Annotated in this window: 20 protein-coding genes; 1 reads left to right on the top strand and 19 read right to left on the bottom strand. The window is 66.2% G+C overall.

Features of this window, described 5'->3' with window-relative positions; translation table 11 throughout:
• Position 1: 1 nt before the first annotated feature.
• From AB0362_RS02520 to AB0362_RS02495, 6 genes are all read right to left on the bottom strand, one after another.
• Positions 2 to 1,318, bottom strand: a complete 1,317-nt coding sequence (locus AB0362_RS02520; RefSeq protein ID WP_366234751.1) for a dihydroorotase — start codon at positions 1,316 to 1,318, stop codon at positions 2 to 4.
• Complete coding sequence (locus tag AB0362_RS02515) at positions 1,315 to 2,295, bottom strand: aspartate carbamoyltransferase catalytic subunit (protein WP_366234750.1); 981 nt, start codon at positions 2,293 to 2,295, stop codon at positions 1,315 to 1,317. Before AB0362_RS02515 ends, AB0362_RS02520 begins: the two co-directional genes overlap by 4 nt.
• Positions 2,292 to 2,879 carry a bifunctional pyr operon transcriptional regulator/uracil phosphoribosyltransferase PyrR gene (gene pyrR, locus AB0362_RS02510; RefSeq protein WP_366234749.1) on the bottom strand — a complete coding sequence of 196 codons (588 nt, stop codon included), beginning with the start codon at positions 2,877 to 2,879 and terminating at the stop codon, positions 2,292 to 2,294. The genes AB0362_RS02515 and pyrR overlap by 4 nt, the downstream gene beginning before the upstream one ends.
• Positions 2,880 to 3,018: 139 nt before the next feature.
• Positions 3,019 to 3,573, bottom strand: coding sequence for a transcription antitermination factor NusB (gene nusB / locus AB0362_RS02505; RefSeq protein ID WP_366234748.1), 555 nt, complete (start codon positions 3,571 to 3,573; stop codon positions 3,019 to 3,021).
• A 1-nt stretch (position 3,574) separates the two neighbouring features.
• Positions 3,575 to 4,138 carry an elongation factor P gene (gene efp / locus AB0362_RS02500; RefSeq protein WP_027496978.1) on the bottom strand — a complete coding sequence of 188 codons (564 nt, stop codon included), beginning with the start codon at positions 4,136 to 4,138 and terminating at the stop codon, positions 3,575 to 3,577.
• A 76-nt stretch (positions 4,139 to 4,214) separates the two neighbouring features.
• Positions 4,215 to 5,318, bottom strand: a complete 1,104-nt coding sequence (locus AB0362_RS02495; RefSeq protein WP_317547266.1) for a Xaa-Pro peptidase family protein — start codon at positions 5,316 to 5,318, stop codon at positions 4,215 to 4,217.
• A 106-nt stretch (positions 5,319 to 5,424) separates the two neighbouring features.
• Here AB0362_RS02495 and AB0362_RS02490 point away from each other — a divergent pair, with 106 nt between their 5' ends.
• Positions 5,425 to 6,084, top strand: coding sequence for a B-4DMT family transporter (locus tag AB0362_RS02490; protein ID WP_366234747.1), 660 nt, complete (start codon positions 5,425 to 5,427; stop codon positions 6,082 to 6,084).
• 89 nt (positions 6,085 to 6,173) lie between these two features.
• Here the strand turns inward: AB0362_RS02490 and aroB are convergent, their stop codons facing one another.
• From aroB to AB0362_RS02425, 13 genes are all read right to left on the bottom strand, one after another.
• The gene (gene aroB, locus AB0362_RS02485; protein WP_366234746.1) at positions 6,174 to 7,286 is read right to left on the bottom strand and encodes a 3-dehydroquinate synthase; all 1,113 of its coding nucleotides are present in this window, start codon (positions 7,284 to 7,286) and stop codon (positions 6,174 to 6,176) included.
• 14 nt (positions 7,287 to 7,300) lie between these two features.
• The gene (locus AB0362_RS02480) at positions 7,301 to 7,852 is read right to left on the bottom strand and encodes a shikimate kinase (RefSeq protein ID WP_068050563.1); all 552 of its coding nucleotides are present in this window, start codon (positions 7,850 to 7,852) and stop codon (positions 7,301 to 7,303) included.
• Entirely contained in the window at positions 7,849 to 9,036 is a 1,188-nt protein-coding gene (gene aroC / locus AB0362_RS02475; protein WP_149405850.1) for a chorismate synthase, read from the bottom strand. Before aroC ends, AB0362_RS02480 begins: the two co-directional genes overlap by 4 nt.
• A 12-nt stretch (positions 9,037 to 9,048) precedes the next feature.
• The gene (locus AB0362_RS02470; protein WP_366234745.1) at positions 9,049 to 9,621 is read right to left on the bottom strand and encodes an A24 family peptidase; all 573 of its coding nucleotides are present in this window, start codon (positions 9,619 to 9,621) and stop codon (positions 9,049 to 9,051) included.
• Between the two features lie 138 nt (positions 9,622 to 9,759).
• The gene (locus AB0362_RS02465) at positions 9,760 to 10,572 is read right to left on the bottom strand and encodes a shikimate dehydrogenase (protein ID WP_366234973.1); all 813 of its coding nucleotides are present in this window, start codon (positions 10,570 to 10,572) and stop codon (positions 9,760 to 9,762) included.
• A 1-nt stretch (position 10,573) separates the two neighbouring features.
• Complete coding sequence (locus tag AB0362_RS02460) at positions 10,574 to 11,980, bottom strand: endolytic transglycosylase MltG (RefSeq protein ID WP_366234744.1); 1,407 nt, start codon at positions 11,978 to 11,980, stop codon at positions 10,574 to 10,576.
• Positions 11,977 to 12,507 (bottom strand): Holliday junction resolvase RuvX, encoded by a 531-nt coding sequence (ruvX, locus tag AB0362_RS02455; RefSeq protein ID WP_068050567.1) that lies wholly within the window; start codon positions 12,505 to 12,507, stop codon positions 11,977 to 11,979. The genes AB0362_RS02460 and ruvX overlap by 4 nt, the downstream gene beginning before the upstream one ends.
• A 5-nt stretch (positions 12,508 to 12,512) precedes the next feature.
• Positions 12,513 to 15,182 carry an alanine--tRNA ligase gene (gene alaS / locus AB0362_RS02450; protein WP_366234743.1) on the bottom strand — a complete coding sequence of 890 codons (2,670 nt, stop codon included), beginning with the start codon at positions 15,180 to 15,182 and terminating at the stop codon, positions 12,513 to 12,515.
• 43 nt (positions 15,183 to 15,225) lie between these two features.
• Positions 15,226 to 16,533: a replication-associated recombination protein A gene (locus AB0362_RS02445; protein ID WP_262498356.1), complete on the bottom strand. Its 1,308-nt coding sequence runs from the start codon at positions 16,531 to 16,533 to the stop codon at positions 15,226 to 15,228.
• Positions 16,534 to 16,681: 148 nt separating this feature from the next.
• Positions 16,682 to 17,851, bottom strand: coding sequence for a kinase (locus AB0362_RS02440; protein ID WP_149405853.1), 1,170 nt, complete (start codon positions 17,849 to 17,851; stop codon positions 16,682 to 16,684).
• A 154-nt stretch (positions 17,852 to 18,005) separates the two neighbouring features.
• Entirely contained in the window at positions 18,006 to 18,905 is a 900-nt protein-coding gene (locus AB0362_RS02435) for a transglutaminase family protein (protein WP_366234742.1), read from the bottom strand.
• A complete protein-coding gene (locus AB0362_RS02430) occupies positions 18,905 to 21,433 on the bottom strand; it encodes a circularly permuted type 2 ATP-grasp protein (RefSeq protein WP_366234972.1) in 2,529 nt (842 codons plus the stop codon). Before AB0362_RS02430 ends, AB0362_RS02435 begins: the two co-directional genes overlap by 1 nt.
• 320 nt (positions 21,434 to 21,753) lie before the next feature.
• Entirely contained in the window at positions 21,754 to 25,143 is a 3,390-nt protein-coding gene (locus tag AB0362_RS02425) for a transglutaminase family protein (RefSeq protein ID WP_366234971.1), read from the bottom strand.
• Between the last annotated feature and the right edge of the window lie 114 nt (positions 25,144 to 25,257).

Genomic DNA, 25,257 nt, shown 5'->3' with positions numbered 1-25,257 from the left:
TCTACTCTCCCGCTCTGTTCGCCACGACTCCGTCGCGAACGGTGATTCGTCCGCGCAACACCGTCGTGGTCACCTTCGAGGAGAAGGTCATGTCCTCGAACGGCGTGTTGTGTGCGACGCTGGCCAGCTTCTTGCCCGAGACCGTCCAGCTCGAATTCGCATCCACCAGCGTCAGATTGGCGATCTCACCGACCTCGATGGGTCGACCCTGATCGGACAGTCCGACGATTTCGGCGGGACGCTCGCTCATCACCCGCGCCACGCCGCGCCAATCGAGCAGGCCCGGGGTCACCATCGTGTCGACGACGATCGACAGTGCGGTTTCGAGCCCGAGCATCCCGGGACGGGCGATCGAGAACTCACAGCACTTGTCCTGTTCGGCATGCGGAGCGTGATCGGTTGCCACACAATCGATCACACCGTCGGCCAGGCCCTTCCGCAGGGCGTCGACATCGGATTTCTCTCGCAGCGGCGGGTTCACCTTGTTGATCGCGTCGTACGTCTCGAGCCGTGAGTCGTCCAGCAGCAGGTGATGCGGGGTGACCTCGGCAGTGATCGAAATGCCCTGTCCACGTGCCCATTTCATCAGCTCGACGGTGCCCGCGGTGGACGCGTGGCAGATGTGCACCCGCGCACCCGCATCACGGGCCAGCAAGGCGTCGCGCGCGACGATCGATTCTTCGGCCGCGCGTGGCCAACCGGCCAGTCCGAGCCGCGCCGCAGTGGGCCCCTCGTGTGCGACGGCACCGACGGTGAGCCTGGGCTCCTCGGCGTGCTGAGCGATGAGGACACCGAGCGAACTCGAGTACTCCAACGCCCGACGCATGATCAGTGGATCGTCGACGCAGTGGCCGTCGTCCGAGAACATCTTCACCCGGCCGATTCCCGCTGCCATCGTGGCCATCTCGGCGAGCTGCTTGCCCTTCAATCCGACCGTGATCGCACCGACCGGGTGGACGTCGACGAGGCCGACTTCCTGTCCCCGACGCCAGACGTGATCGGTGACCACCACCGAGTCGGCAACCGGATCGGTATTCGCCATCGCGAACACCGCGGTGTAGCCGCCCAGAGCCGCTGCCGCCGAACCGGATTCGATCGTTTCGGTGTCCTCGCGGCCGGGTTCGCGCAGGTGCGTGTGCATGTCGACGAACCCGGGCAGCAGAATCTGGCCGCGGGCATCGACCACCTCGGCTCCGTCGGCGTCGAGGTCCGCACCGATTCCGGCGATCTCTTCGCCGGTGATCAGAACATCGGTCTCGGGGCCCTCGCCGTACAGCAGCACGCCGCGGAGCAGGACGGAGGTCTCAGGTGCGTTCACGATGCACCCCCGTCCGAACCGACCAGCAATCGGAACAGCACCGCCATCCGCACGTGAACTCCATTCGTAACCTGTTGCAGAACTGCAGTTTTCGGAGAATCGGCCACCGAGGACGCGATCTCCATACCGCGAAGCATCGGACCCGGGTGCAGGACGACGGCGTGCTCGGGCAGCAGGTCGAGGCGGCGCTGCGAGAGCCCGTACGTGATGGAGTACTCACGAGCGGAGGGGAAGAACCCGCCGTTCATTCGCTCGGCCTGCACTCTGAGCATCAGCACCGCGTCCAGACCGGGCAGTTCGGCGTCGATATCGTGCGAGACCCGCACCGGCCAGCCGGTCACTCCGACGGGCAGCAGGGTAGGTGGTGCGATCAGCACCACTTCGGCACCGAGCGTGGCCAGCAGGATCGCATTCGAGCGCGCCACCCGGCTGTGCAGGATGTCGCCGACGATCGCCACCCGACGGCCGGCGATGTCCCCGAGTCGTTGACGAACCGTCAGGGCGTCGAGCAGGGCCTGGGTGGGGTGTTCGTGGGTACCGTCGCCTGCGTTGATCACCGCCGGGCCGCCACCAGGAGTGGAGCCTGCGGAACGACCGTCGAGGCCAGTTCCCTGATCGGCGGTCCATTGTGCGATCTGGTGTGCAGCACCCGATGCCGGGTGTCGGACGATGAGGGCGTCGGCTCCGGCGGCGCGCAACGTCATCGCGGTGTCGCGGAGCGATTCTCCCTTCGACACCGACGAGCTGCTGGCGCTGACGTTGATGACATCGGCGCTCATCCACTTGCCTGCGACCTCGAACGAAACGCGGGTGCGCGTCGAGTTCTCGAAGAACACCGTCATGATGGTGCGTCCGCGCAGTGTCGGTAGTTTCTTGACCTCGCGGCCGAGAAGCGCCTGCTCGAATCGTTCGGCTTCGTCGAGAATCTCGGTGGCCGATTCGGCCGTCAGGTCGGCGACCGAGAGCAAGTGCTTCATCGAGCGGATCCTCCCTCGGACAGGCTGACCCCGTCGCGACCGTCGTGTTCGGAGAGCAGCACCGACACGTCCTCGGTGCGCGCTGTGGGGACGTTCTTGCCGACGTAGTCCGCACGAAGCGGAAGTTCGCGATGGCCGCGGTCGATGAGGACCGCCAGCTGCACCGCACGGGGGCGACCGAGGTCACGCAGTGCGTCGAGCGCGGACCGTACGGTTCGCCCGGAGAACAGTACGTCGTCGACGAGTACGACCAGTACGTCGTCGACGCCGCCTGTGGGCACCGAGGTGCGTTCGAGTGGTCGGTGCGGCTTGTTCCGCAGATCGTCGCGGTAGAGGGTGATGTCGAGGGACCCGAGCGGAGGCCGCACGCCCGAAAATGCCTCGATACGTTCTGCGAGTCGTTCCGCCAGCGTGGTCCCACGCGTGGGGATGCCCAGTAGCACCACGCGCGGCGAGTCCGCGGCGTCGAGGGCCGTCTTCTCGATGATCTGATGGGCCATGCGGGAGATGGTGCGTCCCACATCGGCCGAGGACAGCAATTCGCGAACGGCGGGGTTCGCGGACGAGCTTTCGGGCGCAGGCAAACTACGACCTCCTTCTCCGCCTCTCTGGACGGATCGTTAAAGGATGTCTGACAACAACTGCGTAGAGCCTAGCAACGCTCTGCGAACCGAGACCAGCAGGCTCGCAGAGCGTTCGGTCACACGTGCGTCGACCGTGCGATCACTGCTCGGCGTCGACCGACGCTTCACCGGACGCATCGGACTGCGTACGACTCGAGACGGCCGCGGCCGCGGCGCGTACCTGCGGCGCGACCAGGACGATCTGACCCAGCACGCCGTTGACGAAGCCGGGCGAATCGTCGGTGGACAGCTGTTTGGCCAGCTCGACGGCTTCGTCGACGGCGACGACCGGTGGGACGTCGGTGGCGTGGAACAACTCCCACACCGCAACGCGCAGGATGGCCCTGTCCACTGCAGGCAGACGGGTGAGCGTCCAGTCCTTGAGGTGATCGGCGATCACGCCGTCGAGGCGATCGAGATTCTCAGCTACGCCCTCGACCAAGGTCGAGGTGTAATCACTGACGGGAGCGATCGTGTCGTCGCCGCGTGCGAGTTCGATGCGTTCGGTGGTCAGGTTCACCGGGTCGACGTTGCGCGCCTCCGCCTCGAACAGAAAGTCCACCGCCCGCTTGCGGGCCTTGTGACGCGCACCCAGCTTCTTCGCACCGGGGGCACCGTTCTGCGGGGCGGAGGATGTCGACTTCTTCGATGACACGTTAGGAGTTCACACGCCCGAGGTAGTTTCCGTCACGTGAGTCGACCTTGAGCTTGTCGCCGGTGTTGATGAACAGCGGCACCGAGATCTCGGCTCCGGTCTCGAGGGTCGCCGGCTTGGTGCCGCCGGTGGAGCGATCGCCCTGCAGGCCTGGATCGGTGTGCTTGACCTCGAGCTCGACGGTGACGGGAAGCTCGACGTACAGCGGAACGCCCTCGTGCATGGCGACCTGAACGCGCAGGTTCTCGAGCAGGAAGCGTGCGCCGTCACCGACGGTGGCCTCACCGATCGAGAGCTGGTCGTATGTGTCGGCGTCCATGAACACGTAGTCGCTGCCGTCGTGGTAGAGGTACGTCATGTCGCGGCGGTCGACCGTTGCGGTCTCGACCTTCACACCGGCGTTGAACGTCTTGTCGACGACCTTGCCCGAGAGCACGTTCTTGAGCTTGGTCCGCACGAATGCGGGTCCCTTACCGGGCTTGACGTGCTGGAATTCGATGATCGACCACAGCTGGTTCTCCAGGTTGAGAACCAGTCCGTTCTTGAAATCGCTGGTGGAAGCCACTTGCTTCGCGTCTCCTCAATCGTTTGTGCGCGTGACGCGCCGTCGGTCACGTGCGGGATTCGCTCCCGCCCGTGCGCTAGACGGACGTGAGTTCCTTGCTTGTCAGGGTGAGCAGTTCCGGACCCCCGTCGCGAACGACGAGTGTGTCCTCGATCCGAACGCCGCCGCGACCGGAGAAGTAGACACCCGGCTCGACGGTGACCGCTGCACCGCTCAGCAGTGTACCGGTGCTCGTCTTCGCGATTCCCGGCGCTTCGTGGATTTCCAGGCCGACGCCATGGCCGAGCCCGTGGAGGAAGTACTCCCCGTACCCTGCGTCCTCGATCACCGAGCGTGACGCGGCGTCGACCGAGGCGGTGGTCACTCCCGGTGCCAGGGCTTCGCGACCGGCAGTCTGCGACCGCTGCACCAGCTCGTACAGATCGCGCTGCCACTGCGCGGGAGTCCCGATGACGAAGGTTCGAGTCATGTCCGAGTGGTAGCCGCCGACGAGTGCGCCGAAGTCGAGCTTGACGAAGTCGCCGTCGGCCAACACCGCATCGGTGGGCCGGTGGTGCGGGACCGCCGAGTTGGCTCCCGCAGCAACGATGGTCTCGAACGAGATCGCATCGGCACCGTGGTCGAGCATCGCCGATTCCAGCTCCCGGGCCACCTCACGCTCGGTCCGGCCTGCTCGGATACCGCCCCCACCGATCAATCGAGCCAGGGCCTCGTCGGCGGCGCGGCAGGCGTCCCGGAGCAATCCCACCTCGAACTCGTCCTTGACCATGCGCAACGACTCCACGACACCCGGTGCACGCACCAACTCCGCAGCACCGTCGAGCTCGGACCACGCGCGATGGGCGTCGACGGTCACCACATGACTCTCGAAACCGATCCGGCCGCCGCTACCCGACACGCCCGATCGAAGCAGGTGTATCGCCGACGCCCGGTCGATCTCGGCCCGAAGATCCGGCACCTGCTCGGCCACCTGGGTGACGTACCGACCGTCTGTGCAGATGACCGTCCGATCCTCGTCACCGGCCGAATCGGCCACCGAGACCAGTAGCGCGGCGTTGGACCCGGTGAATCCAGTCAGATATCGCACGTTGAGCAGATCGGTGATCAGCATCGAATCGAGTCCGTCGGCGGCCAACAGTTCTCGTAGGGCACCACGACGGGCACCGAAATCGGCAGGCATGAGCCCGACATTACCGGTCGCCCCACAGGCTCCCCCTCCCTCGACCGGCTCGTCGAACTTGTGGGCCCCGACACACAAACTTCGACGTGCGGATATGCTGTGCCGCATGACTGGGTGGGCAGTGCGTGGCATAAGTATGGGATTGGTCAACGTCGTCGTTCGACTGCTGCTGGGGGCAGCAGTGTCGATGTGGCCGCTGAGCGGATCGGCACTGCGCTGGGTGGCATACGCCCTCGTGCTGCTCGTCATCATCGTGTGGGCCGGCATCGATGGAATCCGCGACCGGCGCAAGCATCCCGACCCCGAGGACGGCGAGGACCTCACCATGGTCTGGCTCAAAGCCGCTGTGGTCGGTGGACTCCTCGGTGGTCTCCTGAGCTGGATCGTCGACTTCTTCGTCGATTTCAGCCTGGGTCAGAACGGTCTGGTCTTCGAGCTCACGTCCGGAGCCGCGTTCACGATTCTCACCATCTTCATCGGCGCCAGCGTCGCGGTGTTCGTGGGACGACAGATCGTCAACCGCGAGGCCAAGAAGAAGTTGGCCACTTCGGACGCCGAACGCGCGCACGACCGCCAGCTGGTCAACGCCGGCCAGGAGAACCGTTCGGGTCAGGCAGAGGCGACGCGGACCGAACCCACGCGGACCGAAACGCAGTGGGCTCCCGAGCACGGCGACGCCGACACCGAGGTGTTCTCGGCAGTGGACGCGGACGGCAAGCCGCGGCTGGACAAGCGCGGCAGCCACGGCAGCGCCGACGGTTCCTGACTCCCCTACATCGACCTACGGGCGGTGATCGACGCTGTACGCGTCGATCACCGCCCGTTGTCGTCAGGCCCCGAGACTGGCCGACGGCGTCACAACATGATGGCCGACCCACCTGCGGCCGGGGCCTCGCGGCCGACCGCGGAGAATGCAGCGACGAGCAGTGCCGGATCCGGACCTTCGAGCCGTCCGGGCTTGGCCAAACCGTCCAGAACCACGAACCGCAGCAGCCCGGCCCGGTTCTTCTTGTCCGTCTGCATGCCCTTGAGCAGATCCGAGAACGCATGCTCGTCGTAGGTGACCGGCAAGCCGACCGATTCGAGAATCGAACGGTGGCGGTCGGCAGTAACGTCGTCCAGGCGTCCGGCCAGGCGTCCCAGCTCGGCCGCGAACACCAGACCGACCGACACCGCGGCACCGTGACGCCACCGGTACTGCTCCCGCCGCTCGATGGCGTGCGCGAGCGTGTGCCCGTAGTTCAGGATCTCGCGCAGGTTCGACTCACGCAGATCTGCCGCCACGACCTTCGCCTTGACCTCGACCGAGCGCCGAATCAGCTCCGGGAGCACGTCGCCGGTCGGATCCAGCGCCGCGGCAGGATCGGCTTCGATGATGTCCAGAATCTTCGGATCGGCGATGAATCCGGTCTTGATCACCTCGGCCAGGCCCGAGACGATCTCGTTCTTCGGCACGGTCTCCAGGGTCGCCAGATCGATCAACACGGCAGCCGGTTCGTGGAAGGAGCCGACGAGGTTCTTGCCGGCATCGGTATTGATGCCGGTCTTGCCGCCCACGGCCGCGTCGACCATGGCCAGCAGCGTCGTCGGAACGTGGACGATACGAACTCCGCGCATCCAGGTCGCGGCCACGAATCCGGCCAGGTCCGTCGCCGCTCCACCGCCCAGACTGACGATGGCGTCGCTGCGAGTGAGACCGATTCGGCCGAGAACCTCCCAGCAGAAACCGGCCACGGCCAGATCCTTGCCGTCCTCGGCGTCCGGAATCTCGATGCGATGAGCGTCGATTCCCTTGTCCGCCAACGCCGCTCGCACTGCTTCCGCGGTCTCTGCCAGCGGAGGCTGGTGGAAGATCGCCACGGTGGCCGTTCCGGCGAGCTGGTCGACGAGATCCGTCAACAGACCTCGGCCGATGATCACCGGGTACGGGTTGGCAGTCTCGACCTGGACGCGCACTGGCTCTGTCATCGAATCACCTTCATCTACTGGGGGTTTTTCTCGTTCGCATCGCGCCCGGGAACAGGGGCGATGGCGGTCAGCTTCGACACCAACTGGCCCACGACCCGAGCGGGGCTGCGACTGTCGGTGCGCACGCGCACCGTGGCCACCGATCGATAGAGAGGTCGCCGATGGCGCATCAGTTCCTGGTACTTCGCACGCGGGTCAGGACCGGCGAGCAACGGCCGAACCGTGTTCGCACCGGTACGCCGAAGCCCTTCGGCCACACTGATTTCCAGGTACACCACAGTGTGCCCGGACAGCAGGGCGCGGGTGGCGGGCGACAGCACAGCACCACCGCCGAGGGAGACGATCCCGTCGTGCGAGGCCAGAGCACCGGCGACAATCCGCTCCTCGATCTGCCGAAAGGCCGGTTCGCCGTCGTGCGAGAAGATATCGGCGATCGTACGACCGGTGTCTCGCTCGATGGCCACATCGGTGTCGAACAGGTCCAGGTCGAGAGCCTGTGCCAGCCGTCGACCGATCGTCGACTTGCCTGCTCCCGGCGGTCCGACGAGGACCGCGTACGGGGTCATCGTGGAGGTCGGGCGGCGGTGCCCTTCACGTAGTGGTCGACGTTGCTCGTCGTCTCCGCCAGCGAGTCCCCACCGAACTTCTCCAACGCTGCCTGCGCGACGACCAGGGCGACCATGGTCTCGGCCACGACACCGGCAGCCGGAACAGCGCAGACGTCCGAGCGCTGATGAATGGCCACGGCCTCGTCGCCGGTCGTCATGTCGACCGTTGCCAACGCGCGCGGAACCGTCGAGATGGGCTTCATCGCCGCCCGCACTCGCAGGGCCTCACCGTTGGTCATACCGCCCTCGATGCCGCCTGCCCGGTTGGTCGAGCGCAACACACCGTCCGGACCGGGCTTGATCTCGTCGTGAGCGACGCTTCCTCGTCGACGCGCGGTCTCGAAGCCGTCCCCGATCTCGACCCCCTTGATGGCCTGGATTCCCATCAGTGCCGCGGCGAGTCTTGCGTCGAGCTTGCGTTCTCCGGAGACGAAGGACCCGAGGCCCACGGGCAGACCGTGGACCACGACCTCGACGACGCCGCCGAGGGTGTCACCGTCCTTCTTCGCTGCTTCGATCTCGGCGATCATCGATTCTTCGGCGGCCTTGTCGAAGGCGCGCACCGGAGATGCGTCGATGGCGTCGAGGTCCGCGCCAGCGGGCGGCGGCCCGACATAGGGGTCGGATGCCCCGATGGAGATCACGTGGGAGACGACATCCACTCCGAACGCCTGCTTCAGGAACAGGCGGGCGACGGTGCCGATGGCGACCCGGGCGGCTGTCTCACGCGCGCTGGCGCGTTCGAGCACCGGGCGAGCGTCGTCGAAGCCGTACTTGAGCATCCCGGAGTAGTCGGCGTGGCCGGGCCGCGGCCGCGTCAACGGGGAGTTGCGCGCGAGATCCGCGAGCACTGCCTCGTCGACGGGATCGGCCGACATCACCTGCTCCCACTTGGGCCACTCGGTGTTGCCGACCTCGATCGCGACCGGACCACCCATCGTGCGTCCGTGTCGGACTCCACCGGTGAGGGTCACCTTGTCGGCCTCGAACTTCATACGGGCACCTCGGCCGTAGCCGAGGCGACGGCGAGCGAGTTGAGAGGCAATGTCGTCCGAGGTCACCTCTACTCCCGCGACCATTCCTTCGAGAATGGCGACGAGAGCGGGTCCGTGGGATTCTCCGGCAGTTATCCAGCGCAGCACTCGAACATCTTTTCACGCCAGGGACGCCGCGGATGCCAGCAGGGTGGCCGCGCACATGGACGGGCCGTGCGGGATGCGGGCTCGCCTGTGCCCCAACGCCGCGGCGATCGACCCCACCACGGCAGTTGCCACCGGTGCCGACAGCGCGGCGATCGCCCATCCTCCCCCGCCGCCGACGCACGCGATCGAGCCGACCGACCAGGCGAGTTTGACGTCCCCCGCTCCGAACGCCGCGGGCGCGAGAAGGTGAACGACGAGGTAGATCGCGAACAACAGAGCACCGCCCAGCAGTGCCCCCGGCGAGCCGGTGAGAACGAGCGCGATCGTCACCACGAGCGCCCCGGGGACGGTCAAGGCGTTCGGCAACCGGCGTCGCTGCAGGTCGACCGCGCTGAGTGCGGCGAACCACCACGTCGTCACGCACAACGGAACCGCGTATTCGGTACCGCCGAATCGCCACCAGACCCATCCGGTACCGATCGCAGACAGCAGCGGCAGGAGCCGAGGACTCCATCGGACCAAACATCGGCGCATCGCCAGCCCCACAACGGCACCGACCACGACCGCACCACACACGACAATCATGAGCGAAGGGTGGCACCACGGCAGCGATCGACTGTGACGAAAGCCCAGGTGGGACATTGCCCTGTGCACAACTCGAACCCTGTGGACAACTCGCGTCCCGTGGACTACTCCGGCCCGTGGACTACTGCCGGCTCGAACTCACAACGCGGTGAACAGTGCGTCCCGCATGATCGCTCGCGGTGCCGGCCTGCCGGTGAACTGCTCCACCTGCCCGTACGCCTGATTGAGCAGCATCGACAATCCGCTGATGACGGTTCCACCGGCTGCGTCCACGGCAGTTGCCAGGGGCGTCGGCCACGGATCGTAGATGGCGTCGAGGACCAGGGGTGCCTGGGCGAGTTCCGACGCGATGTCCGCGGCCCCGGCCGCGGGCACGGTGCTGACCAGCACAGCGGACTCCGCTGCGACGGCTGCGAGCCGAGGGTCGGTCATGTCCACGAACTCCGCGCGCATCCCCGCGGCGACGGCGCAGTCCAGTGTGTCTCGGGCGCGGTCGGCCGACCGCGCGACGACAGTGACCGCAGTCGCTCCGAGTCCGGCCAGCGCCACGATCGCCGGCCTCGACGTTCCTCCTGCGCCGACCACCGTCACGGTGCGACCGGACAGGTCCTCGATTCCGGCGTCGCGCAGTGCGCCCACGATTCCGTCGACGTCCGTGCAATCGGCGCGCCAGCCCGACTCGGTGCGGACCAGGGTGTTCGCCGAGCCGGCCAGAACTGCCCGCGTGGTGCGCTCGGTCGCGTACGCCAGAGCCGCGACCTTGCCCGGCATGGTGACCGACACGCCGACCCATTCGGGGCCGAAACCGTCGAGCAGGCCGGGCAGCTGCTCACCGGTGCAGTCGATGCGCTCGTAGGTCCAGTCGGCGAGGCCGAGCGCGCGGTACGCGGCACAGTGCAGCACCGGCGACTTCGAGTGTTCGACAGGGCTTCCGAGTACAGCGGCGCGCACGTCAGCGGCCGCTGTCGAGGAAGCCACCCTCGACCTTGGTGATGTTGGCCAGGTGTTCCTCGTAGCTGCGGGTGAACAGGGTTTCGCCCGCCTGGTTGATGGTCACGAAGTACAGCCAGTCACCGTCGGCGGGCATCTCGACCGCCTGCACCGCTCCGATACTCGGCGAGGAGATCGGGGTTGCCGGCAGCCCTTCGCTGGCATAGGTGTTCCACGGTGTGACGCGGGCGCGGTCGGCGTCGGTGGTGGCCACCTCGGTCGTGTCGAGCGAGTAGTTGACCGTCGAGTCGAACTCGAGCTTCTGCGGCACCGCGAGCCGATTGAGGATCACCCGGGCCACCTTGCTGAAGTCCTGCGGCAGCGACTCCCGCTCGACGAGCGACGCGGCGACGAGGGTGTCGTACGGAGTCAGCCCGGAGTTGGCGCCCGCGGTGAGGATTCCGGTGTCCTCGTAGCGGGTCGCGCTCTCGGACACCAACTGCTTCAGAATGTCGGTCGGAGCCGCGCTGGGATCGAAGTCCCAGGTTCCTGCGGCGATCAGGCCTTCGAGCTGGCGATCGCGGTCCGGGACTCCCTCGACGCGATCGGTGGCCCAGTCGGGCACGCCCAAGGCGGCCGGGTCGTCCACGGCTCCGGCCACGTTGAGGTCGTCGTAGCTCACGCAGGTGGGGGTTCCACTGCCGGTTCGGTCCACGCAGCTGGCCTCGGAGATCAGGGTGTAGATGCCCTTCTTGACGGCACCGGTGTTCACGTCGCGCGCGTCGTGCAGCTGACGGCCTTCCGAGATCACCATGTTGCCCACCCGGGAGGCGGGGTCGACCAGTTCGTTCACGGCCTGCGAGGCAGGCACGTTACTGGCGAGCAGATAGAAACCGGGTTGAACCGAGGTGATGGCGTTGTTCAGGAGCGCCGCTTCGAGGAAGGCTCCCGAACTGGCGACCACACCCTTGTCCGCTGCCTGGGTACCGATCTGTTGCGCGGTGTCGTTGGGATGAACCTGAATCACCACGCCGTCGCCCGGTGAGCCCGCGGTGAAGTCGGCGTTCGGTGTCGTGCGATTGCCGAACTTGTTCACCGCGAAATACGCTCCTCCCGCGACTGCCACGACCAGTACGAGCCCGAGTACCAGAGCGACCAGGCGGCCGCGGCGCTTGCGGCTGGAGGCAGCTCGGTCCTTCCGGGTCGCGGCACGGCTGCGGCCGACCTCCTGTGGCAACGCTCCGCGCTCGGCCTCGGGCTCCCGATCTGCGTCACGAGAGGACCGGGGATGCGGCTCCTGACGCTGCGGCGGGCCGTGCACAGTGCGGTGGAACTCGCTGCCCTCGTCCACGCGATAGCCGATCGGGTCGGTGTGCGCCTCGTCCGAGCGCGCATCTCGCCGGTCCCGATCGGACCCTTCGTAGTTCACTCGTCGACCTCCGTCGATCCTGAATTGTTCGCTGCACGATCCGATACGGCACGGCGCTCGTCGAGCCAGCCCTGCAGTATCGCGACCGCCGCAGCCTGATCGATCACCGATCGTTGGTTCTTGGCTCGCACTCCACTGTCCCGTAGCGCGCGCGATGCACTCACGGTAGTCAGTCGCTCGTCGGCCATCCGAATCGGCACATCACCCAATCGCCGGTGCAGGGAGCGGCCGAATTTCTCGGCTGCGTCGACGGCATTGCCGCGCTCTCCGCGCAGCGTCCGAGGAAGCCCGATGACGATCTCGACGGCCTCGTATTCGGCGACGATCTCCGCCACCCGCGCCACGTCCGGGGCGTCGGGACCCTTGATCTTCGATCGCGGCACGGTCTCGACAGGCGTGGCGAGTACACCGTCGGGATCGCTCGAGGCGATGCCGATGCGGACACTACCGACGTCGATGCCGATACGACGGCCGCGGCCGGGATCGTCGACTCCTGGCCGATCGGGGCCGCGCCCCTGAGCTACCACGATCGTCAGTGGGTGGTGAGTTCGGTCAATCGAGCCCGGGCTGCGTCGATACCGGCTTCGATTCCGGCGACGTCCGATCCCGACCCCTGTGCCAGCTCGGGCTTGCCGCCGCCTCGGCCACCGATGCTCGGACCGAAGGCCGCCACCAGATCGCCTGCCGCGATGCCTGCATCCTGAGCTGCCTTGTTGGTCGAGACCACGAACGGGACCTTGCCGTTCACGGTGCCGAACAGCACCACCACGGCCGGATCCGCGCCCAGCCGTCCTCGGATGTCGGTGACCAAGGTGCGCAAGTCGTTGCCGCCGACGCCGTCCGGTGCCTGCGCGATGACCGCTCGCACGTCTCCGAATCGCTCGGCCTTGCCGACGAACTCACCTGCCGAGGCCAGCACTGCGGCGGCCTTGACGGCGTCGAGTTCCTTCTCCGCGACGCGCAGACGCTCGACCAGGGTCTCGATGCGGGCCGGAACCTCCTCGGACGGCACCTTGAGCGAGGACGCGATGCCGGCCAGCAGCGCGCGTTCCTTGGCGAGATAGCGGTACGAGTCGAGGCCGACGAAGGCTTCGACTCGGCGCACTCCCGAGCCCACGGACGATTCACCGAGAATGGTGACCGGGCCGATCTGCGACGAGTGCTGCACGTGCGTACCACCGCACAGTTCCATCGAGAACGGTCCGCCGATCTCTACGACGCGCACTTCGTCGCCGTAGTTCTCACCGAACAGGGCCATGGCGCCCATCTTCTTGGCACTGTCGAGGTCGGTGACCATGGTGTTGACCGCGAAGTCCGAACCGACCGCATCGTTGGCGACATTCTCGATGTCGTCGCGCTGCGCGTCGGACAGCGCACCCTGCCACGAGAAATCGAAGCGCAGGTAACCGGGCTTGTTGAGCGATCCGGCCTGTGTCGCGTTCGGCCCGAGTACCTGTCGCAGTGCCGCGTGCACCATGTGGGTACCCGAGTGGCCTTGAGTCGCGCCCTTACGCCACGCGTGGTCGACGTCGACGTGCACGGTGTCGCCCTCGGTGATCTGCCCCGACTCGACCACCGACTTGTGCGTCCAGAGCTTCTTGGCAATCTTCTGCACGTCGTTGACCTTGACGCCGAGGCCGGGTGCGGTGATCGTGCCGATGTCGGCGATCTGGCCACCGGACTCGGCGTAGAGCGGGCTGCGGTCGAGGATGATCTCCACCGAGTCTCCCGCAACCGCGGTCGGAACGCGGACGCCGTTGGAGATCAGGGCCAATACCGTTGCCTCGGAACCGAGCTCGTCGAATCCGGTGAACTCGGTCGGCGAACCGTCGACGAAATCCTTGTAGACCGTGAGGTCTGCGTGTGCGTGCTTGCGGGCACGGGCGTCGTCCTTGGCCCGGTTGCGCTGCTCGGCCATCAGCGAGCGGAAACCGTCCTCGTCCACCGACAAGCCGGCCTCGGCGGCCATCTCGAGCGTCAGATCGATCGGGAAACCGTAGGTGTCGTGCAGCGCGAATGCCTCGGCACCGCCGATCTTTTTCGCACCCGACGCCTTGACAGCCTCCGCCGCTCCCTCGAACAGCCGCGAACCCGAGGTGAGGGTCTTGAGGAACGCCGTTTCCTCCCCCACTGCGACGGTCAGAATGCGATCGAAGTCGGTCACCAGATTCGGGTACGACTCGGCCATCGTGTCTCGTACGACGGTGACGAACTGCGCCATGGTCTCGTCGGGTGCGCCGAGCAGGCGTGCCGATCGGACGATGCGGCGCAGCAACCGGCGCAGCACGTAGCCGCGACCGTCGTTGCCGGGATTTACTCCGTCGGAGATCAGCAGCGCGGCGGTCCGGGCGTGATCGGCGATGACGCGGAAACGCACGTCGTTGTCGTGGTCGGCACCGTAGGCGCGTCCCGAGAGTTCCTCGGCCTTGGCGATCACCGGTCGGACGAGGTCGGTCTCGTAGACGTTGTCCACGCCCTGGAGCAGGAAGGCGACACGCTCGACGCCCATGCCGGTGTCGATGTTCTTCTTCGGCAGCGGACCGAGAATCTCGAAGTCGTCCTTGCTGATTCCCTTGCCGCGTTCGTTCTGCATGAACACGAGGTTCCAGATCTCGATGTACCGATCCTCGTCGGCCTCCGGACCGCCCTCGGCACCGAACTCGGGTCCTCGGTCGTAGTAGATCTCCGAGCACGGGCCACAGGGTCCGGGAATGCCCATGGACCAGTAGTTGTCGGCCATTCCTCGACGCTGAATTCGCTCGTCGGGCAGGCCTGCGATCTCCTTCCAGAGCTCGATCGCCTCGTCGTCGTCGAGATACGCGGTGGCCCAGATCCGCTCGGGATCGAACCCGTATCCGCCGTCCTCGACGCTGTCGGTCAAAAGAGACCAGGCATGCCGGATGGCGTCCCGCTTGAAGTAGTCGCCGAACGAGAAGTTTCCTGCCATCTGGAAGAACGTGTTGTGCCGGGTGGTGATGCCGACGTTCTCGATGTCGAGGGTGCGCACGCACTTCTGGACGCTCGTCGCCGTCTTGTACGGCGGTGTCTGCTGACCGAGGAAGAACGGCACGAACGGAACCATGCCCGCATTGACGAACAGCAGATTGGGGTCGTCGAGGATCAACGACGCACTGGGTACTTCGGTGTGTCCCGCCTTCACGAAATGGTCGAGGAAACGCCTGCGGATCTCATGGGTCTGCACGGATACAGGTTAGCGTCGTCGGACCCCGCACCGACTCGAGGGCCTATCGGCCTCGGATGATGCGGCGCAGTTTCCCGACCCTGGTCGCGATTTCCCGCTCGGCACCGTGCTCGGTGGGCTCGTAGTAGTTCACGCCCACCAGTTCATCCGGCGGATACTGCTGCCCCAGTACGCCGCCAGGACTGCTGTGCGGATACCGATACCCGACGGCGTTCCCCAGCCCTTGAGCTCCCTTGTAGTGGCCGTCGCGCAGATGCGGCGGCACCGACCCCGACTTGCCTGCAGCCACGTCGGCCATGGCAGCACCGAGTGCGCCGATCACGGCACCGGACTTGGGCGCAGTCGCCAGATGGATCGTGGCCTGCGCCAGCGCCAACCGCGCCTCGGGCATCCCGATCATCTGCACGGCGCTGGCAGCGGCCGTCGCCGTCTGCAACGCCGTGGGATCGGCCATCCCGATGTCCTCGCTGGCGTGCACCACGAGACGTCGCGCGATGAACCGCGCGTCCTCGCCTGCCGTGATCATCCGCGCCAGATAGTGCAGGGCTGCGTCGACGTCGGACCCTCTGATCGACTTGATGAACGCGCTGATGACGTCGTAGTGCTGATCTCCGTCGCGGTCGTAGCGCACGGCGGCCTTGTCGACACTGGCCTCGACCGTCGCGAGGTCGAGCATCCCGTCGGTTGCAGCGCCCGCTGCCGCCTCGAGGGCCGTCAACGCCCGTCGGGCGTCGCCGGCCGCGAGACGCACCAGGTGATCCATCGCGTCCTCGGCGATGGTCACTGCACCGTCCAGGCCGCGTGGATCGTTCGCGGCGCGAGTGAGCAACAACTCGATGTCCTCGGATCCCAACGGCTGCAACTGCAGAACCAACGACCGGGACAGCAGCGGCGACACCACCGAGAACGACGGGTTCTCCGTGGTCGCAGCCACCAACAACACGATCCGATTCTCGACGGCAGCGAGCAGTGCATCCTGCTGCGTCTTGGAGAATCGGTGCACCTCGTCGATGAACAACACCGTCTGCTCGCCCGAGAGCAGTCGGCGACGCGCGAGTTCGATGACGTTGCGTACTTCCTTGACACCGGCCGAGAGGGCCGACAGCGCCTCGAACTTGCGTCCGGTCGCTCCCGAGATCAGCGACGCCAGCGTCGTCTTGCCGGTTCCCGGTGGTCCGTAGAGCATCACCGAGGACGCACCGGAGCCCTCGACGAGGCGGCGCAGTGGAGCACCCGGAGCCAACAGATGAGACTGCCCCACCACCTCGTCGAGGCTCGTCGGACGCATACGCACCGCCAGAGGTGCGTCGGGCCTGACGTAGGTGGACGTGGGACGGGACTCGGCGATCATCGCCTCCGGGGGCGCAGGCGCGTCGAACAGCCCGTCGCCCAACTCGTCGCTTCCCGAGATGTCCCCGCCGGAGAAGTCACTACCGATGCCGCCGCTCACCCGTCGAACGCTACCGATGCGACCGGCGGATGCGCGAACGACGTCTTCCTCAGCGCTCCCACTTGGTGCGCAGAGCGGTGGCGACCGACGTCGCGTAGTCGGCGATATCGGTCTCACCGACGCGCGCGGCACTGTCTGCCAGCGCCGTCCACCGCGAAATCAGTGCCTGCGACCGCGGAACCGACAGGTGGTGAGCACGCGCCGCTGCGATGCGAGTGTGGTCGTCGGGCAGGAACCAGTAGGTGCTGAGCCACACCCAGATCAGACGTGCGTCGAGAATCTTGCTCGCCAGCGTGGTGTCGTCGGCCAACGCGGGCCATATGCCCACCACTTCCGAACGCCACGCGTCGATCATCGCCTGCTCTCGAGCGTGCGAGAGGTCGAAGCTGCACAGGCAACCGGGGAACGACGCCAACGCGTAGGTGATGTCGAGGGTGGCGTCACGAAATCCGCCCCACTCGTAATCGAGGAACCGCACGCCTTCGTCGTTGACGATGATGTTGTCGGGACACAGGTCGGACGGGCTGAAGGCGCGGAAGGCGCCATGCGCGAACAGCCGTCCGCTGCGAGAGACGCGATCGAGAATTGCATCCGGGGTCGTTCCGACGCCCAGAAGATCGGTCAGCAGCCCGGGGACCTCGGCGAGAGCGTCGGGTATCTGGGCGGAGATCCCGTCGGTGGAGTCGGGTTGTCCCACCCGTCGCAGCAGAGCGGCGAAGTCGTCCTCACGGCCGACGGTGGCGGCGTGCATGCGGCCGAGCGCCTGCGCCATGGCCATCAAGGAATTGGTCACCGCGGCTTCGTCCGAGTTGCGCAGCAGAGTGGTGATGGGACTGGCGTCGCCGAGGTCGCTGAGCACCAGCAGTCTCGCGTCGAGGTCGTACGCGTGCAGCTCGGGTCCGGGCCTGCTGTCCGTGGCCAGAGCGTTGGCGAACTGATAGGACGCTGCCTCGCGCAGGAAGGCGCTGGAACCGGAGATGTCGGCGAGCTCGGCATGCAGTTCCGATTCGGCGGGCAGGTCCCGGACCTGCTTGATCACCAGGGTGCGGGGCAGCTGAAACGGGTTCTCGGACACTCGGACTCGCAACACGATCGCTTGGCCGCTACCCCCCAGATTCACCGGGTCGATCAACGTCACCGGAGCTCCGGTGCGTTTGGTGAGGAGTCGCTGGGCTGCTGCTACTACCTCTGATACAGGGTCTGCCAGTGTTGCGGTCATCGATATCCAAGCTACCCGTTCGGTGTGTTCTGCTGTGCCGTCTCGGTGACTACGAATGGAAAACGATTGTCCGTTTTGCGGCTTTTCGCACGTTGCATTCGTAGATTCGACCAGATGGTCGGTTACCCCGAGCCACCGAAGTATGCCGGGTTCGCTACTGCGGTGCAACGTCCACCGATACGGCGATGGTGCTCTCCTCCGCTTCGGTGTAGATCACTCCGCGCAGGGGAGGCACGTCGGCGTAGTCGCGTCCCCACGCCACGGTCGCGTATCGCTCGTCGACCAGCTGATCGTTGGTGGGATCGAAGGCGAGCCACCGATCGTTCGGCATCCACACCGCAGCCCACGCGTGGGTCGCGTCGACACCGATCATCCGCTCCTTGCCGGGCGGAGGCTCGGTTGCGAGGTATCCCGACACGTACCGGGCCGCCAGACCCTGGGACCGCAAGCACGCGATCGCAAGGCGAGCGAAGTCCTGGCACACTCCCGATCTCGCGGCGAGGACGTCGACAACGGTGGTCGAGACCGTCGTCGAGCCGGAGAGATAGCGAAAATCGGTGAAGATCCGATGTGTCAGATCCACGACGACGTCCGCGAGGGGACGACCGGGCCAGAAGCTGGGGGCCGCGTAGGCGCGCACCTCGTCGGTGATCTCCGGAGTCGGCAGATCGAGAGCGAACTCCACGGCCGACGCACGGGCCGGATCCGCCGGCACGTTCGCACCGAACAGCGCCATCCGAGCCGACTCCCAGGATGCAGTCGCCGGCCACGACGTCGTCTCGTCCGCCGGACGGGGATAGACCTCCACCAGCGAATCCGCCGTGACCACCAGCTTCTCGTGGTCGTGCGTGACGTGGAAGTACACATCCTCGTTGCCGTAGACGTCCACGCCGAAGGATTGATCGGTGGGTGCCGGCTCCACCGTGACCGACTTCTCCACGCAGTGCTGCCCGTCCATGTCGCGCGGCGCGAGGAATCCGCGCCCGTAGGACGAGGTGACACGGTCGGAATACGTGTAGGTGGTGATGTGCTTGATTCGGTACCGACGACTCATCACCGCACCCCGTTCGCAGTTCGGATGTTCGCGCTGCCCCACAGCGGCTGCGTGCCACCGGGCAACGACATGTGCGTGGCGAGGACGACGCGGGACAATTCCTCGAGCGAGTCGTGGATGCCGTCCACCAGCTCGAGCAACTCCACCCGCCTGCCGTTCGCATCGACCGATTCCAGATCGCCCGGGTCAACGCGCCGCAACCGCACCCGCATCTGCTCGACGAGCTGCTCGGGCCGCGACGTACCCGAGGCATCGGGCAACGAACCCAGGTCGTCCCGCAGCCGATCGAGCTGGTAGACCAACGCTCGCGGGTTGCCCTCGTCGAACAACAACAGTTGCGCGACGGCCGCCGGACGTGCGCGCCCGCTGTTGCGTCTGCGGTAGATCACCGAGGACTCGGCCGCGGACAGCACCGAATCGATGACCGCTTGTTCGGTGGAGGGCGTGAGAGCGTGGCTCAGCGTGGCCGAGAGCAGCGCAGTCAGCTGCAGACCACGCTCGATCCGTTTGCCTGCATCCATCAGGTACCAGCCCGCGTCTCGCACCATCGATTCCGATGCCAAGCCGGCCAGCGCAAGCAACCCGCGCAGCACACTCGACTGCGACGACGCCAATTGCGCGCCGTTGTGAACCGGCGACTCGGCCAACTCCTCGAGCGCGGTGTCGATGCGGTTCAGCACCGCCCAGGTGTCGTTCGAGAGCTGGTCGCGCACCGCGCGCGCCGCTTGCTGCATCCGATCCACCGATTGGGCCAGCGAACCCAGACGTCCCGTCGAGAGCATCAGCGAGCGCATTTCCACGCTCGCATCACTGCGGTTCTTCTCGTCGAGGAACCCCGGCCAGGTGCGCGAGACCTTCGTGACCGCTTCGAGAAGGATCGGCAGACTTTCGCTGCCTTCGAGCCACGGCATCGATCGATAGTCCTGATTGCGTTCGCGCGCAGCGATGAGCAATCGAGTCATGTCCTCGGCACGCTCGCTGTAGCGGCCGAACCAGAACAGGTCGCCGAGCACACGCGGGGAACTGACGACATCGACGTTGGACGCGGCGTACTGCGGCAACTCCTCCACCGTGGCGGGCGGCGTGTGCGGAGCGGAGTCGGCCGGGGTGACCCGTTCCACCGACTTGACCCACACATCCTTCGACGCCACCGTGATGAGCGGTTCGGTGACCGGTGCGGTGAGCACCACCTGCCCCAGGCCGCCGCGCATCGGCGTGTACCCGCCCCGCTGCGCAACCGTGAACAGCCGCATTCCCACCTGCGCCGGCGCCACCGACAACTGCGAACCCGAGCCGCCGTCGATCGACGAACCGACCGGAGCCAACGAGAACTCGGGGACTTCCTGCCCGGTCCACTTCCACGGCTCGGCGAGAATTCGCTTCCACAGCTCCTCCGCGGCGACGTCGGTGAGATCGTGCCCCACCACCGTGCGACGTGAGGTGGTCGAGCGCAGCACCAGCGAACGCATCCGGCTTCCGAGGTGCGAGAGCTGATCCGGGTCGCCACCCCAGTAGGTCTGTACCGAACCGAGAATCAGATCCTCGTCCAGCAGGGCACGACTCAACGCCGGAAGCAACGGAAGCAGAGCCGGGTTCTCGAGCACACCGCTACCGAGCGTGTTCACCACGCTCACGGCCCCGCGCCGCAGCACTTCGACCAGACCGACGACTCCGAGATGAGAATCCGGGCGCAGATCGAGTGGGTCGGCGAACTCTGCGTCGACTCGGCGCAGCACCACATCGACCCGCCGCAGCTTGCCGAGCGACCGCATCCACAAACAGCCGTCGCGCACCACGAGATCGGCATTCTCCACGAGCGGAAAGCCGAGAACCGTTGCGAGATAGGCCTGATCGAATGCCGTCTCGGAATGCGAACCGGGACTGAGCACCACCACGACCGGATTCTCCGCCGATGCGGGTGCCGCATCGCGAAGCGCCAGACGAACCGCCCGAGCGAACGTGGACAGCGGCCTGGGATTGCTGGCCTGGAACAACTCCGGCATCGCGCGCGACATCACCCGCCGATCGGCGAGCGCGTAGCCCACTCCCGACGGTGCCTGCGTGCGGTCGGCGACGACCCGGAATTCGCCGTCGGAACCTCGGGCGACATCGGCGGCATGCATGAACAGCTGATGCGGCCCCGGAACGGTGATCGCATGCGCCGTCCGCAGATAGCCCGGGTTGCCGAAGACCAACTCCGGCGGAATCAACCCCCGACGAACGGTTTCCTGGGCACCGTAGATGTCGGTGAGCATCGCATCGAGCAACATCGACCGCTGAACCAAACCTGCTTCCAGACGGTCCCACTCGTCGGCCGCGACGACCAACGGAACACTGTCCAACCCCCACCGAACAGCACTGGGCAACGCCTCGCTGCCACCCGACGGAATCGGGTTGTACGTGATGCCGTGGTCGTCGACCAGACGGCTCACCCGCGACTGCAACGTCTGCATGGCACCCGAGCCGGCCTCGCGCATACCGTCGATTAATTCCGCCCAATGCGGACGGACGTCGTCGCCGTCTAGCATCTCGTCGAACCGATCGACACGACCGGTCACGGCCTCACGCCGACCGCGATACGCGAGCCACGGCGACCCGGCTCCACTCGAAACGTCTTCGTTCCTGCCGGCTCCACTCGAAACATCGTCGTTCCTGCCGGCTCCACTCGAAACATCTTCGTTCCTGCCGGCTCCACTCAGGGTGGTATCCACGGGCACCATCGAGCCGTTGTTCCTTCCGTCGGTCGATCACACTCCGCCGCCGGGTGACTCCGCTGCCTGCGGAACCACCCGATACGCGTCGGACCGAGATCGCTACCGGTCGACTCGTTCTCCTGTGCAATCGCGCGTCAGGACGTGATGACTCCGGTCCGGCGCAGGTCGAGCATGCCGGGCGCGGACACATCGATCGCTTGGCGAGCGTGCATCTCGAGCAATCTTGCTACGTCCACCTTGCCCGAGGTGAACCCGCCCTCCTCGAAGCGGCCGTTACGGCGTGCTTCGGCTTCCACCGAGTTGACCGGAGGCCCCTCGTACGAGCGACCGCCCGGGTGCACGACGTGGTACGAGCACCCACCGACCGCACGTCCGGTCTGCATTTCCACCAGATCGAAACGCAGTGGACTCTGCACCTCGATCGTCGGGTGCAGAGCGCTCGGCGGCTGCCAAGCGCGGTAACGCACGCCGGCGACCTGCACGTCCTGACGCTCGGTCCGCAACATCGGCACCGGCACCCCGTTGCACGTCACCATGTATCGGCCCGCGTCGGCTCCGGCGACCTGCACCTGGATTCGTTCCACCGAAGAGTCCACGTACCGGGCGGTGCCCGAGGATGTCGATTCTTCGCCGAGGGTGTTCCATGGCTCGATCGCACCCCGCAGCTCGATCTCGGCGTCACCGACCACGGTGGTACCGATTCGGGGGAATCTGAACTCGGTGAACGGATCGAGCCAGCTGGTGTCGAAATCGATGCCGTGCTCGCGGAGGTCCTCGATGACACGACCGATATCGTTGATGACGAAGTGCGGCAACATGTACCGACCGTGCAGATTGGCACCGTGCCGGATGAGAGGTGCCTTCAGCGGGGTGTCCCAGAACCGCGAGACCATCGATCGCACGAGCAGTGACTGCACCATCGCCATCTGATGGTGCGGCGGCATCTCGAACCCGCGCAGTTCGAGCAGTCCCAGTCTTCCGCGAGTGGAATCGGGACTGTAGAGCTTGTCGATGCAGAACTCGGCGCGGTGCGTGTTGCCGGTGATGTCGGTGAGCAGGTGCCGCAGCGCTCGGTCTACGACCCAGGGCGACGCCGATCGGTCGGCCCCGGTCAGTCGCTCGATCTCGCTGAATGCGACCTCGAGCTCGTAGAGCGATTCCTCGCGTCCCTCGTCGGCGCGAGGAGCTTGCGACGTGGTGCCGATGAAGCGGCCCGAGAACAGGTACGACAGCGACGGGTGCCGCTGCCAGTGCGTCAGCAGCGAGACCAACAGGTCCGGCCGACGCAGAACGGGTGAATCCACCGGCGTCACGCCGCCGAGGGTGATGTGGTTTCCACCGCCCGTTCCACGTGTGGTGCCGTCGTTGTCGAATCCCTCTGTGCTCAAACGGGACTGACGCGCCTCGAGGTAGAGACGCTCCATCAGATCGTTCTGTTCCGCCCACGAGGAGGTCGGTTGCACGTTGACCTCGATCACACCGGGATCCGGTGTGACGGTGAGGGTTTGGATACGCGGATCGGACGGCGGACCGTAGCCCTCGATCACGACGGGCGTGTCGATGGTCGACGCCGCCTGCTCGACCCGCGAGACGAGATCGACGAAATCGTCCAACCGATCCATCGGTGGCATGAACACGTGCAGGACGCCGTCGCGAACCTCGGCGACCAGTGCGGTGACGGCGGTGCCACCCACCCCGGACGTCTCGTTCACCAACTGCGCGTACCGCGACTCGGCCGGGTTCACCGCACGCGGCGGTTGCTGGGTCAGCTGCGGTGTCGGCAGATCCGGCTTGGGCGCGGTGGGGTCTGCCGGATTCTCGACGGGACCGCCGTCCCAGGAGATCGCGCGAAGTGGCAGCCGCAGGCCCGCGGGAGAATCGCCCTCCAGCAACACTATTCGGCCGCGGCGCAACTTCCAGTCCGAGCTCTCCCAGCCGGAGCCGTCCTCGGTGCGCGAGATGGGCAGCACGAATGCCGCAGGCTCGTCGGTACTCGCATCGAGCCGTTCGAGCAGTTTCTTTCTGGCATCAGCGGAATCGGCTCCCGGTTCGAGATCCTCGTCGTCGTCGGGCGGATCACCGTAGGGCTGGCGAACCAGGTCCAACAGTTTCACCAACGGGTCCTCGTAGGCGGGACGCGCCTGTGAGGCGGGCAGTCCGAGCGCCTTGACCAACTCGTCGATCAATGCCTGCGACGCCGAGTTGTCCACCGGTTCCGGGCGCAGGTCCTCCGCCAACCAGGGATCGGCGATCAGATCGGAGTCGTGCCACAGAGCTTGACCGTCGGTGCGCCAGAACAGTCCCACCTGCCACCGCGGCAGAGGTTCGCCGGGGTACCACTTGCCCTGGCTGCGCTGTACCAGACCGTCCGGTGCGTAGATGGTGCGAAGCCGTTCGGCGAGCACGCTTGCCAGCTTGCGCTTGTGCGGGCCGTCGGCCGTGGTGTTCCACTCGGGCGCTTCCTGATTCTCGATCGCGACGAACGTGGGCTCGCCGCCGACGGTCAACCGAATGTCCTGGTCGAGCATCCGCTCGTCGATCTTCTCGGCTGTGGCCTTGATCGATTCCCACTGCTCGGCGGTGTACGGCAACGTCGTTCGCGGATCCTCGTGGACGCGGACGACAGTGTTCGAGAAATCGAGTTCGGCCTTGCACTTGCTCGTCGCACCGGAGATGGCGGCGGCCGTCGACGGGTGCGGCGTCGCCGACAGTGGAATGTGGCCCTCGCCGGCGAACAGACCCGATGTCGGGTCCATCCCGACCCAGCCCGCACCGGGGAGATAGACCTCGGTCCAAGCGTGGAGATCGGTGAAGTCCTCCACCGGCCCGGACGGGCCGTCCAGCGACTTGACGTCGGAGGACAACTGCACCAGGTAACCCGAGACGAACCGCGCTGCCAGACCCATCTGACGTAGTACCGACACCAGCAACCACGCCGAGTCGCGGCACGACCCGACAGCGGACGTCAGGGTCAGATCGGGGGTCTGCACTCCGGGTTCCATGCGCACGGAGTACCCGACGTCGCCCATGACGGCTTGGTTTGCCATCACGAGAAAATCGATGGTGCGCAACGACTCTCCGCGTTCGGTGACAGCCGCCTGCAGCTTCTCCACCCAGGCCGAGACCACCGGTCCCGGTCCGGATCCGGCCTTACCCTCGTCCACCGGCCGTAGATACGGCTCGAGGTCGGGAAGGTCGTGCTCTTCGTACGCGAAGCCGTAGTGCTCGGCCCATTCCTCGACGAAGAAGTCGAGGGGATTGATCGACGCCATGTCCGCGACGAGTCCGACGGTGATCGACAGGTGATCGGTTCGCTCGGGGAAGACCACCCGAGCGAGGAAGTTTCCGAACACGTCCTGCTGCCAATTGACGAAATGCTCTGCCGGCTCGATCTTCAGCGAGTACGCCTCGATGGGAGTACGCGAATGCGGTGCCGGTCGCAGCCGAATTTCGTGCGGAAAGATCTTGACGGTGCGGTCGAATCGGTAGCTGGTGCGGTGTTCGAGTGCAACCTTGATGCCCACGGCGAGCCCCTCGTGATAGTCCCGGTATGGGTAGAACACCCAACCCTAGTAGGACCGGGCCCGGTGCGCTCGGCGAGAAATCGTGTCCGAAATGTACTGACCGGGCAGGTGTGT

The organism is Rhodococcus sp. NPDC079359 (genome assembly GCF_040702585.1).
Lineage (GTDB): Bacteria > Actinomycetota > Actinomycetes > Mycobacteriales > Mycobacteriaceae > Rhodococcoides.
Note: the sequence above shows the minus strand (reverse complement) of the source record. Positions and strands in the feature narration are given on the sequence as shown.